7 protein-coding genes are annotated in these 13,166 nt (G+C 43.9%); 3 read left to right on the plus strand and 4 right to left on the minus strand.

Features of this window, described 5'->3' with window-relative positions; genetic code table 11:
• Window positions 1-107: 107 nt before the first annotated feature.
• Window positions 108-647, minus strand: coding sequence for a pentapeptide repeat-containing protein (locus NG798_RS04885; RefSeq protein WP_261220690.1), 540 nt, complete (start codon window positions 645-647; stop codon window positions 108-110).
• A 398-nt stretch (window positions 648-1,045) separates the two neighbouring features.
• Here NG798_RS04885 and psbA point away from each other — a divergent pair, with 398 nt between their 5' ends.
• Window positions 1,046-2,107, plus strand: a complete 1,062-nt coding sequence (gene psbA, locus NG798_RS04890; RefSeq protein WP_261220691.1) for a photosystem II q(b) protein — start codon at window positions 1,046-1,048, stop codon at window positions 2,105-2,107.
• A 167-nt stretch (window positions 2,108-2,274) separates the two neighbouring features.
• Here the strand turns inward: psbA and NG798_RS04895 are convergent, their stop codons facing one another.
• Window positions 2,275-6,369 (minus strand): PAS domain S-box protein, encoded by a 4,095-nt coding sequence (locus tag NG798_RS04895; protein WP_261220692.1) that lies wholly within the window; start codon window positions 6,367-6,369, stop codon window positions 2,275-2,277.
• Window positions 6,370-6,590: 221 nt separating this feature from the next.
• On the minus strand, window positions 6,591-9,683 hold the full coding sequence (gene sbcC / locus NG798_RS04900; RefSeq protein ID WP_261220693.1) for an exonuclease subunit SbcC: 3,093 nt from the start codon (window positions 9,681-9,683) through the stop codon (window positions 6,591-6,593).
• 467 nt (window positions 9,684-10,150) lie between these two features.
• Between sbcC and ispG the strand changes: the two genes are divergently transcribed.
• Together ispG and ctpC are read left to right on the plus strand one after the other, a co-directional pair.
• Complete coding sequence (gene ispG, locus NG798_RS04905) at window positions 10,151-11,371, plus strand: (E)-4-hydroxy-3-methylbut-2-enyl-diphosphate synthase (protein WP_261220694.1); 1,221 nt, start codon at window positions 10,151-10,153, stop codon at window positions 11,369-11,371.
• Window positions 11,372-11,567: 196 nt separating this feature from the next.
• Window positions 11,568-12,863: a carboxyl-terminal processing protease CtpC gene (ctpC, locus tag NG798_RS04910; RefSeq protein WP_261220695.1), complete on the plus strand. Its 1,296-nt coding sequence runs from the start codon at window positions 11,568-11,570 to the stop codon at window positions 12,861-12,863.
• Between the two features lie 76 nt (window positions 12,864-12,939).
• On the opposite strand, the gene NG798_RS04915 is transcribed toward ctpC, so the two are convergent.
• Window positions 12,940-13,128 (minus strand): DDE transposase family protein, encoded by a 189-nt coding sequence (locus tag NG798_RS04915; RefSeq protein WP_261220696.1) that lies wholly within the window; start codon window positions 13,126-13,128, stop codon window positions 12,940-12,942.
• Between the last annotated feature and the right edge of the window lie 38 nt (window positions 13,129-13,166).

A 13,166-nucleotide genomic window follows, 5' to 3' on the forward strand; every position in this document is an offset into this window, starting at 1 on the left:
TGAGTAAGAAACCCGGTTTTTTTAAAGGAACCGGGTTTGTTGGAGGGTTAATTGAAGGAAGTTAAATTGATGGTTCAGCCTTTCAGGGATACCACCGGCATTTAGGTTTATTTGCCGATTTTGTGGGGTTGATTTTTTTCGGTTAATAGCCCGATGACGCCTTCGAGTTGAGTGCTGACGAGGTTGGCTCCCCGCAGGTTAGTGCCGGTGAAAAGGGCGTTAACTAAGTGAGCATCCGAGAGATCGGCGTAGCCCAAGTCTGCATCGGTAAGGTTGGCTCCTTTGAGGTCTGCGCCGCTGAGGTCGGCTCCTTTGAGGTCTGCGCCTCTGAGGTCTGCACCGGCCAGACTTGCGCCTCTGAGGTCTGCGCCGCTGAGGTCTGCGCCTTTGAGGTCGGCGTCTTTGAGGTCGGCGGAGAATAATTTGGCACTTTTGAGGTCGGCGTCGCGTAGTTTTGACCCTCTCATGTTGGCACCAGAGAGGACAACGTTGCTGAGGTTGGCTCTTTCGAGGGCACAACCTTGGCATTGCCTAGTGACGATGAGCCGGCGGATATGAGCTTGTTCGGTGCCGCAGCCGGTGAAGGTGACAGCCAAGAGGGTGCCGGTGGCCGCTAGGATGCTTAGTCTTTTTTGGGTAGGAGTCACAGTGGCTTAACTAGGAATAAAGAAGCGTTTTCTGTCAAGAGGGGTAATACTCCTCATGTTTGGGGATTTTAGCACCCACAGAAAATCGATGAGATCTAAGAATTTAATCTAAATCACCTATTTTTTCTGGTTTTGAGCGCAGGAAATTAATTTTGTTATTTTTTGTTCCCCAAGCCGACCTAGAAGCCGGTTTTTTTGGGTGGTCATGGAAGGGCTATTGACAAAATCGCTTGATTGGTTTTACATAAGTTTACATAAACTATTAGATAAGAAATTTGTAAATAAATATTAAAAAAACTATGCTACAATTTCGCGCCCTGATATATTGAACTTGGGCAACCAAAAGAAGCCCATATTATCGAACCTCGAAAATTAAATCACGCAATTATCCACATACCATGACAACGACCTTACAGCGCCGTGAAGGCGGCTCCGTTTGGGAGCGTTTCTGCAATTGGGTCACTTCTACCGAAAACCGGATTTATCTCGGTTGGTTCGGTGTGCTGATGATCCCCACCCTGCTGAGCGCGACCGTTTGCTTCATCATTGCTTTTATCGCTGCTCCCCCTGTGGACATCGATGGTATCCGTGAGCCCGTTGCCGGTTCCTTACTGTATGGCAACAACATCATCACGGGTGCTGTGGTTCCCTCCTCCAACGCTATTGGCTTGCACTTCTACCCAATTTGGGAAGCAGCCAGTATGGATGAGTGGCTCTACAATGGTGGCCCCTACCAGTTGGTAGTGTTCCACTTCCTGATCGGCATTTTTGCCTATATGGGCCGGCAGTGGGAGTTGAGCTATCGTTTGGGGATGCGTCCTTGGATCTGCGTTGCGTATAGCGCACCCTTGGCATCTGCTACCGCTGTATTTTTGATCTATCCCTTGGGTCAAGGTAGCTTCTCGGACGGTATGCCTCTGGGTATTTCCGGTACTTTCAACTTTATGATCGTGTTCCAAGCAGAGCACAACATCTTGATGCACCCCTTCCATATGTTGGGAGTTGCCGGTGTGTTTGGTGGTTCTTTGTTCTCGGCGATGCACGGTTCTCTCGTGACGTCTTCCTTGGTGCGTGAAACGACCGAAGTTGAATCTCAAAACTACGGTTATAAGTTCGGCCAAGAAGAAGAAACCTACAACATTGTTGCAGCACACGGCTATTTTGGTCGTTTAATCTTCCAATACGCTTCTTTTAATAACAGCCGCTCTTTGCACTTCTTCTTGGGTGCTTGGCCGGTGGTTGGTATTTGGTTTACGGCTTTGGGTATTTCGACAATGGCGTTTAACTTGAATGGTTTTAACTTTAACCAGTCAGTGTTGGATAGCCAGGGTCGTGTAATTAATACCTGGGCTGATGTAATCAACCGCGCTAACTTGGGTATGGAAGTAATGCACGAACGTAATGCTCACAACTTCCCCCTCGACTTGGCTGCTGTGGAAGCGCCTTCTCTTCGTGGTTAATTGATTTCATGCTAGAAATGTGATCATTTTTGCATTTCTGCTAAATAAAAAAGCGCTCTCCTTTTTGGGGGGCGCTTTTTTGCTTTGAGAACTCACAAAATCATGTAGAGCAGGAGGGCGAAGAATTGAGGTTGAGAGTGAAAACAGAAAACTTGAATATCACCGGCCTAACGTTGACGAATAGGAATTTCGATACAAAATTCTGTACCCTTTCCTTGCTCAGTAAAACACTCTAAAACTCCCTTATGCTGACCGACAACAATTTGATAACAAATAGATAGCCCTAAACCGGTACCTTTTCCCACCGGCTTTGTTGTAAAAAACGGGTCAAAAATCCTTAACTTCACCGCATCAGGCATACCGGCACCATTATCAATGATGCGAATAACTACAGAAGAATTACTTTGTTTAAGTTCCGTGCGAACTGTAATTACACCGGCTTTTGGTAATAATTCCAGAGCATCAATTGCATTGGAAAAAATGTTTAAAAATACTTGATTAAGCTGGCCGGCGTAACACTCAACTTTCGGCAAACTGCCATACTCCTTAACAACCTCAATCCCCGGATGTTTAGCAGGTTTGAAACGACTTTGCAAAATTAACAGAGTATTATCAATCCCCTCATGTAAATCAACAAACTTCATCGCCGCCTCATCCAGGCGCGAAAAATTCCGCAAAGAAAGAACAATTTGGCGGATTCTTTCGGCTCCCACCTGCATTGAAGACAAAATCTTTCCTAAATCTTCACCCAAAAATTCAAAATCCATTGCCTCCAATTTTTCCTGTATTGTTTTGCTGGGAGCCCCTACTTCCTTTTGATAAATTTCTACCAAACCCAATAAATCTTTAGAGTAAACTTCCAGATAAGAAAGATTGGCATAAATAAAATTAATGGGATTATTAATTTCATGGGCAACACCGGCTACTAATTGCCCCAAACTAGACATTTTTTCTGTTTGTATTAACTGGGCTTGAGTTGTTTTCAATTCCTGCAAAGCTGAGGCAAGTTGTTCTGCTTTTGCTTGCGCCACACTCGCCGCATTCACAGACTGTGCGTAAAGTTCTGCTTGATCAATAGCGATAGCTAATTGAGCCGTGACTGCTGTTAATAATTCTACTTCACTATCACTCCAAGGACGTACCCCAGAATAGTGAACACAACCCACAATTCCAATAGCAAAACTTGAACCCATCCCGCCGGATGTAGCGAGTCGAGTTTGGATCGGCAAAGCTAAAACAGAATTACAACCCAAACGGCGAGAAAACCGGCGCAAAACGCGATTTTTTTCAGTTTTTGCATTATCGACGCGCAGAATTTCTAAATTTGATAAGTTTGGCAAAACTGAACCGGCTACTTTTGCATCATAGACACCCATCACAGTTTCTAAGTCGGCGTTTTTTGCCTCCATAACTATTTCTAAGGCATCGGTTTTAGCAGTGAAAGTGTACCAAATAAAAACACAGCGGTCAATATTTAATAAACTGCGAATTTTATGGACTGCTGTTTCTAAAATGGTATTTAATTCTAAAGATGTGCGAATTTGACTAGCAAGCTGAAATAACAAAGCCTCTCGTCCTGATAATAACTCTTGACGAACCCAGGCGCGGTCAATGGCGACAGCAAGGGCATTCGCTACCCAACTCAGCGTACTGCGAGCCGCTTCACTATAAGGAACTAGGCTTAAAATTGCCATAACTCCCACTAAACGATCTTCAACAATTAAGGGATATCCTGCCAAAAATGTAGCGGGATCATCCCAAGAAGAAACGCTAGAATCATTGGAAATTTTAGAGGATTCAGGAGTAATATAAGATTGGCGATTTTGAGCAATAAACCCAATCATGGAAAACCCCAAAGCAATACGGTCGCTAAATTCTGCCGTTGCCGGTTGTTCGCCGGTGAAAGATTGTAGCTCTAATAAATTGGCGGTTTTATTAAACGTCCAAATGCCGGCAAAACTTAAATCTAAACATAACTCCATCACTTCGGTACAGCGGTGGAGAATTTCGGGTAAGGTACTGCTTTGAATCAAGGCCACGCCTATTTCTGCCGCTAGGGTAGAAAGCCGGGATCTTTCTAACAATAAAGCACTGGCGCGTTTGCGGTCGGTGATATCATAAAATGCACTTAATAAAGCCGATTTTCCATTAAATTTTAACGGTTGTAAGGATAAAGAAATCCAGAAATAAGTGCCATTTACTTTAACAGCGCGAATTTCTTGCGCCCGCACAAAGCCATCTTTTTTAAACTTTGCCAGAACAGTTTCCCTGTCGGCAGGATTTTCATAAAAATCGATAATTTCCTGCTGCTGCATTTCCGGCAAAGAGATGCCCAAGGCTTCAGCTAAAGCAGGATTTGCATACATTAATGAATTATCTTCTAGGCTGGTAATTAAAATAGGAATGGGGGTTACTTCGGCAATAGCGCGAAAACGTTCTTGGCTTTCTCGTAATTCTTCTTCAGCTTTTTGGCGGCGGCTGATATCGACAATGGCAGCGATAAAATACTTTGGTTCTCCGGATTTTTCTTTTACCAAAGATAGCGTTAAATTAACCCAAACGACGGTGCCATTTTTGCGGATATAACGTTTTTGAATTGAGTCTAAGGGCATTTCTCCTAAACGCATCCACCGCACTGCTTCTGTGGTGATTTGCACATCTTCGGGATGGCTAATTTCATAAAATCCAATAGTGAGGAGTTCTTCTTGGGAGTAACCAACAATATCACAATATCGCTGGTTAGCGCGGAGAAATTGCCCGTCCAGCGCCACCAACGCCACTCCCACCGCCGTTTGCTCAAAAGTTGCTCGAAACCTCGCTTCACTTTCCCGCAATGCTTCTTCTGCAAGCTTGCGTTCAGTTATATCTTGTACTAAAGAAGCGACACCAATTAAATTGCCGGTTTCATCGACTAAGGGCGTATTATACCATTCACAAATAATAATTTGCCCGTCTTTGGTAATGTTTTCATTAGTGTTGCGAGTCCAGCCTTGATTTGTTAACATTTTTGCCCAAAGTTTATTAAGTTCTGGTTTAACAATTTCTGGGGCAATTAAATCAGCGGCAGCCTGTCCAAGCGCTTCGGTTCTGGTATAACCAAAAATCCTTTCGGCGGCTGGGTTCCATTCGGTGACTTCAAAGGCTAAACTCCACTCTATTACTGCTAGGGGAGTTTGCTGGAAATGCAAAGCTAATTTTTGCTCTTGTTTGGTAAAGGCGGTTTCGGCTTTTTTCTGGTCGCTGATGTCAATAAATAATCCATCCCAAATTATCTCTGATCCTAGGCAAGGTTGCGGCTGAAAAATAGCTTTAAACCATTTAAGTTGCCCAGAAGCGGTAATCAGCCGGCCTTCCCATTTCCAAAGTTGCAGACTGTTAGCTGCATCGCTGATGGCTTCCTGCCAGGAAATGAGGTCATCGGGATGTAATAGTTCCATGAAGCTATTACAATTTGCTAGGATTTCTGTAGGTTCTAATTCGCACAATTCATAACAATCTCCGCTGACAAATTTAAAGGCTATATTTTCTCCGCCCTGCCAAGACATTTGATAAATTACAGCCGGTAAATTTACCGCGATTTGTTGAAACTTGTCTTGGCTATTTTGCAGGGCGGTAATTAACCTTTTAACAATTTCTGTTCCGGTGGTTTCTAGGCTGAGTAATTGTTGTTGAGATTCTTGTAATTTATTTTCAAGTTCGAGCGGCTTTGTGATGTCTTTGAGAGTACAGATAAGTTGTCTAAGGTTGCCGGTGTTGTCTCTTTGCGGGGTGATGCTGATTTGTAACCATTTGACTGCGGAATTGTTAGGAATGCCGACAATATCACAGACCGATTCACCGCTAGTTAGGGCTTTTGTGAAGCATTGATTTGCAGCTAATAATGTGTTATTTTGTTGCAGTAATTGCCAGTTGGAATTAAATGCTGTTTGTCCCGGTAATTGAGATTGAGGAATTTCCAAAAGTTGAGCAGCGGCGGGGTTGCTCCAAATAATTATGCCGGTGGAATCTGTAATTAAAATGCCGGCATCAACGAGTTGAAGGGCGTCTTCTAAAAAGGTTGTGTGTGTTTTTGATGCCGGTTTGCGCCACCACCACCACGCCACTATTCCTATCAAGGCGATGGCGGCGAAGACTAATTGCCATTGTTCCGCAATGGGTATTTTATGCAGGGCTGTTTTTGCAAAAATTGACGAAAAATAAACAATTGGGCGAGAATAGGGGAACAAAACGGCGACCAAGTGCAGGTTTTCGGTTTGGATCATTGCCACCTCGATAGGGGGGTGCCGGTGGAGGAAAGAAACAGTGTTCTTTTTCTGTTGTAGTGGTTATTTATGTCTTTTGTCTTTTTTTTTGTTGTGGATTTTGGGAGGGGGAGGATTATGTTTTAGGAAATTTTAACCGCAGATTAACGCAGATGGACGCAGATATGGGGGTATATTAGCATAATTGGATGGTTGATAAGGGAGAAAATTTTGGCGCTTAGTTAGACGGAAAGTTGGATTTGGGAGCCATTTTGGGTTTTGTTGACTTCTATTCTTGCTTGGAAGGCTTCTTTAAATTGCGGCATATGGGTAACGGTTAAAATGCAGGCAAATTCTGAGGCAATGGCATTAATTGCGGCTATTAATCGGTCGCATCCTTCGCTGTCTTGGGTGCCAAATCCTTCATCGACTATTAGCATTTGTAATGCTGTTCCTGAACGATTTGCTAATAGGCGTGCTAGGGCAAGACGGATGGCAAAGTTAATCCGAAATGCTTCTCCTCCTGAGTAGGTTTCATAAGGGCGAGTTCCTCGTGCATCGGCGATGAGGATATCGAGGGTTTCGATTAATTTGCCGGTTGTTTTGGCTGATTTTGTTTTGGTTTTACTGGCTTTTTGGGTGACAAATTGAATATGCAATTGGTTGGCACTCAGGCGCGATAATATTTGATTGGTTTCGGCTTCGAGTTGGGGCAGTACATTTTCGATCATTAGGGCTTGAATGCCGTTTTTACCAAAGGCGGCGGCGAGTTCGGAATAAATGCGTTGTTGTTTGATATGGTTTTGCAAATAGGCTCTTTTTTCTTTGAGTTGGGTTTCTAAAGAGGCGCGATATTGCTGTTGTTGTTGCAAGCGTCCTTTGCTGGCAAAAAGTTGATCAAGTTGTGTACGCCGGCCGGCAATGGTTCTGTCAAGATTTTGTATTTCAGTGCTTGGATCTGGTGTTTGAAAAAGTTGCCGGTTAAGTATTTCTAATTCCTCAGCTATTTTTTGTCGCTGCTGTCTTCTTTCTTCTAACCAGGTTTCTAATTCTTTTGCTCTCTTTACAAACTGGGGGTATTCTTCGCGCGCAGTCAGTAATTCTTGATATTTTGCTAACCAAATTTGCGCTTTTTTTAAAGTTTCTCGAACTTGACTGTGCGCGTGTCTATCATAGTTAATTTCTGTTAATTGCCGGTCAATTTCTGCCATTGCCTGGGAATATTCAGAAATTGTTTTCTGTTGTTCTAAATCTTGGCTTAACTTGGCAACTAAAGCCTCTAATTCTGGTTTTTTAAGTTGCAATTGTGTCCACCGGCGCATGGCAGATTTGATCTCAGCTTGTTTAATTTCTGCCCAGCGCCAGCGTTCCACATTTCCGCGTGCAAGGGCGTGGGTTTTTTCGTCATAATTTAGTTGTTGAAGTTGCCTCTCCAGTTGTTGCAATTCACTTTGCAATTCTGGCGAATGGGTGCCGGTGGCAAGTATTTGTTCCAGTTGTTGTTTTTCTGCACTTAAATGTTGTAATTTTTCCCGGTCATTTGTCGTTGCATCGAGTTGAGCAAGCAAATTTCCCCGCCGTTCCCGCAACGTATCATAACCGGCTAATTCTTGAGTAAGTTGCTGATATTCTGTGCGGAGAACTTGAATTTCTCTTTCTGAGGTCGCCAATTGTTCACGCACCACCCACAATTGATTAAGAATATCCTGTTGTTCCGTTGCGTGTTTTTCTAAAACTAAATTTCTGTGATGTTCATCAAGAGGCCGATCACACAAAGGACAAAGCGGAAATGCCGATTCTAAATTGGAATTTTCGCCCGCATCTTCTGGAGAATATTTCTGCATTAACCCCATTTTTTCCTGAATACCGGCAAGGCGAGTTTCATATTCCCGCTGTTGCGTTTGCAAGCGTTCCATAAAACTGCGTCTTTCGAGACCTTTTTCTCTCACCCGTTGTTGATAAATCCGTTTTTTTTCTAACTCTTCAATTTGAACCCCAATTTCGATAACTGCTTGTTGCAATTGCGGGTGACGCTGTTGCTGTAAATGCAATTGATAACCAGTAGCTTGTATTTCTTCTAAACGAGCACCCAAACGAGCGCCCACCCTTTCCAATTCTACTTGTAAGTGATTTCTTCTATTAATTAAAGGGGCAATTTCTCCTTGCAAACGATCTAAATCAGCCAGCTTAGTTTTTGCCAATTGCAATTGAGCCAAACCGGCCTCAACTTCCGGAGCAGATTGCAGAATTTGTTGCAACTCTTCCTCTTGTTGCAAAAGCGAATCAAGTTGAGCCTTAGCGGAAGAAAGCTTACCACTCAATTGCGCGAGATGCTGTGAAAGTTGTTGTTGCAAACTCGAACGTTTTTCCCCAAGTTCTTGATGTAGCTGAAACTTGCCATCTTCAAGTTGCTCTAAACTTTGTAACTGCTGAAAATTGGCATAACCGCTAGTAATTTCTTTTTCTTGGTGCAAGACAGCCTCAAGTTGTTGCTGACGCGATCTTGTCATCGCCAAATCTTGCTCTAGGCGTTCACCCTCACCATTAATTGCCTGATATTGCTGCCGGTGCCACGAAACTTGCTGTAACCAACTTTGGCGCAAAACAGCCTGCTCTTTTAACTTTTTCAAAGATAGCTCATCAGCAACTTGTTTAGCCTGTAAATCATTTAAACTAGCCTCCGTCTCAGCCAACTCTGAAACCGTACTTTCACTCGCTTCTAACTGCGACTGCAAAGAATAAATATCTACCTCCAACAATTCAACTTTTCCCTTAAAATTTTTAGCGCGTTCTTTAGCCTCTTCCGCCAACCGATCATAATGATTAAGCTTCAACAACTCCGCCAAAATCTCCTTCCGTTCATTCGGACGCTTAAGCATAAATTCATCAGCCCGACCTTGACGCAAATAAGCCGAATTGCTAAACGTCTCATAATCTAACTTAAGATGTTCTAAAACCTTCTCCTGAGTTGCTCGCAAACCCCGCTCACTCAGAGACTTAAAACTAACTGGGCGACCTTCCTCATCAGAAACCGTAGCAACTTGAAATTCTAAACTCGTCAACTGACCGCGAACCCGACAACGAATCACCCGATAAATGCAACCATTAACTTGAAAAACATAATCAACCCGCGCCTCTTTAGCCCCAAAATGAATCACATCATCCTCAGAACCGGCCCGACTTTCACCCCAAATTGACCAAGAAATCGCCTCTAACAGAGAAGACTTGCCGGCACCATTGGGCCCACAAATACAAGCCGTATGCAGGCCGCGAAACTCCAGTGTAGCGTTTTCATAGCTGAGGAAATTTTTTAATGTTAATTGATGCGGAATCATAAAAAAACTCTAATAACTCTCAACCCAATTTTCAGCTTAAATTTTTAATCACAGACTCATATATTATCATTTTTGCCCGAAAAACCGCCCTAATTCCAACTCTGTCCCGTCTCTGATGCCAAAAATTTTTTTAGAAAACCGGCATATAACAGATTTTTTTGTTCGATGCTGGGTTAACTTCTGTACCCTCGCCTTGAAAAAAAGGCTCCGATAGTTACAGTCATAGCACATCTAAGGATCTACAGGCTCTTTGTTCGGATTTTGTGGTTTTCTTGATGGGAACTAATTTTTAACCGCAGATGTAAAGCAGCACAGATGCCAGCCCCACAGATGGATGCCGCAGTAGATAGGTTGTTTGCTTCGGTTTTGGCATCAAGTTCTCACAGAGGAAATAAATTAAGCAAACCGGCACCATTTGTGGCAATCTGAAAAACAGAGAGGACAGTAATCTAGTACAGAAACAACCTATGCAAACTCTGCAAAACCCCTCAACCACCGCCTACAGTCACAATGCCACAGACGGCACTATCCACCGGCGCAAAACTCGCGCTGTGAAAGTCGGTAACGTCACCATTGGCGGCGGGTATCCGGTGGTTGTGCAGTCGATGATTAATGAAGATACGCTTGATGTTGACGGTTCGGTGGCGGCGATTCGTCGTTTACATGAAGTTGGTTGCGAAATTGTTCGCGTGACGGTGCCGAGTATTGCTCATGCGAAAGCGGTGGCAGAAATTAAAGAAAAGTTGATTAAAACTTATCAAGATGTCCCCTTGGTTGCCGATGTGCATCACAATGGCATGAAAATTGCCTTGGAAGTTGCAAAATATGTGGATAAGGTGCGGATTAATCCGGGGTTATATGTGTTTGAAAAACCCCGTGCAGATCGAACAGAGTTTTCGGATTCAGAATTTGCAGAAATTGGTGATAAAATTCGGGAAACTTTAGAGCCTTTGGTGGTTTCTTTGCGTGACCAAGGCAAGGCGATGCGAATTGGGGTAAATCATGGTTCGCTGGCTGAAAGAATGCTGTTTACCTATGGCGATACGCCGGAGGGAATGGTTGAGTCGGCAGTTGAGTTTTTGAGAATTTGTGAGTCTTTGGATTTTCGCAATTTGGTAATTTCGATGAAGGCTTCGCGGGTGCCGGTGATGTTGGCGGCGTACCGTTTGATGGCGAAAAGAATGGATGAGTTGGGAATGGATTATCCGCTGCATTTGGGTGTGACGGAAGCGGGGGATGGTGAGTATGGTCGCATTAAGTCTACGGCTGGCATTGCTACTTTGTTAGCTGAGGGACTTGGTGATACTATTAGGGTATCTCTCACAGAAGCTCCAGAAAAGGAAATTCCGGTTTGTTACAGCATTTTGCAGGCTTTGGGGCTTCGCAAAACGATGGTTGAGTATGTGGCTTGTCCGTCTTGTGGTCGCACTTTGTTTAACTTAGAAGAAGTGTTGCACAAAGTGCGTGAGGCGACTAAGCATTTAACCGGCCTTGATATTGCCGTGATGGGTTGTATTGTGAATGGCCCCGGAGAAATGGCGGATGCCGATTATGGTTATGTGGGCCGGCAACCTGGTTTTATTTCGCTTTATCGTGGTCGTGAGGAAATTAAAAAGGTACCCGAAGATCAAGGCGTTGAGGAGTTAATTGCTTTGATTAAGTCGGATGGCCGGTGGGTTGATCCCTAGGGATTGATTTTGGTTTGGGCCGGTGGGGGCCGGCCCTTTGAAAAAGGCTATGGATAGGCGGATCTTTGTGTGAGACACAGGCTTTAAATTTAGGAAAAAATTGGCTTTTCAAGGCTGGAACTCCCACATCCTCCCACTCGCTGTGTTAGAGTGGGCTTAATGCCTTTGAATAATTTTTTGCCGGCTCAGAAAACTTATGGAAATGACAAAACGTGGTCTTGTTCTTGGTGCGACAGTGATAATGGTTAGTGCTGTAGCCATAGCAAGAGCAGATATCCACCCAAAAGTTTTAGCTTCTTTTCAGGATAGCCCTAAAGAATTGGTTGATGAAGTGTGGCAAATTGTTGACCGCAATTATGTGGATGCCACGTTTAATCAGGTGGATTGGGATAATGTTAGAGATCAATATTTGAGCCGGCAATATACCAGCAAGGACGAGGCGTATAAAGCGATCCGCGAAATGCTGGAACAGCTAAAAGATCCTTATACTCGCTTTATGGATCCCAAAGAGTTCCAAAATATGCAGATTGATACGCGAGGGGAACTAACTGGGGTGGGGTTACAGTTGGCGCAAGATGAGGAAACTAAAAAGTTGGTAGTGGTGGCGCCAATTGAGGAAACACCGGCCTTTAAAGCGGGGATTTTAGCAAAAGATGAAATTGTTAAAATTGACGGCAAAAGCACTGAGGGGATGGATGTTAATCAAGCAGTGCAGTTAATTCGGGGACAGGCTAATAGTCAAGTTACTTTAACGATTCAGCGGGGTAAGGAGGTCTTAGAGTTTCGCCTTATAAGGGCTCGTATTGAAATTCATCCGGTGCGCCATGCTGTGCGAAAAACTCAGTCGGGGAATATTGGATATATTCGTTTGATTCAGTTTAGCGAAAATGCGGCGTCGGAAATGCGAGCGGCGATTCAAGATTTGGAAAAGCAAAAGGTTGATGGATATATTTTAGATTTGCGTTCTAACCCTGGTGGGTTGTTGCAAGCTAGTATTCAAATTGCCCGGATGTGGTTAGAAAGTGGCACTATTGTTTCGACGGTGAACCGGCAAGGAATTACTGATAAGCAAAGTGCTAATAATGGCGCTTTAACTAAGAAGCCAATGGTGATTTTGGTGGATGGTGGTTCGGCGAGTGCGAGTGAAATTTTATCGGGTGCTTTGCAAGATAATAAGCGTGCGGTTTTGGTGGGTACTAAGACTTTTGGTAAGGGTTTGGTACAGTCTGTGCGTGGTTTAAATGATGGTTCGGGTTTGGCGGTGACTATTGCTAAGTATCTGACGCCTAGTGGTCGGGATATTAATAAGCATGGTATTGACCCGGATGTGGTGTTTGAGTTGTCTGATGAGCAAAAGTTGGCTTTGCGTAAGGATAATACGAAGATTGGTACGCCGGATGACCCGCAGTATGTGAAGGGTTTGGAGGTTTTGCGTAAGGAAATTGTGGCGAAGCAAGGCAATCGGGCGGAGTCTGCGAAGCAGAAGCGGTGATTTGTCATTTGTCATTTGTCATTTGTCATTGGTCATTTGTCCTTTGTCATTGGTGGGGTGGGGGGCCCCAGAGTGTTCATTTTGGTTGACATTTGCCGGCCCGGATAAGTCCGATTCTCCGGGCTATTGCTTCATCAGTTGTGCTGTAGGGCCCCCATTGTTCCTCAATGTCGGGGTCTTTTTGTTGTTGAAGTTGTGGTGCGCTAAGTATATCACAATTGCCCTGGGGTCGTTTTACTATATACCAAGTTTCTGTGTTTTCCATTCTGTTGTTTGGTTGGGTTGATTTTTAACTGGTTAAAA

Origin of the sequence: Ancylothrix sp. D3o (genome assembly GCF_025370775.1) — a bacterium.
Classification (GTDB): Bacteria; Cyanobacteriota; Cyanobacteriia; order Cyanobacteriales; family Oscillatoriaceae; genus Ancylothrix.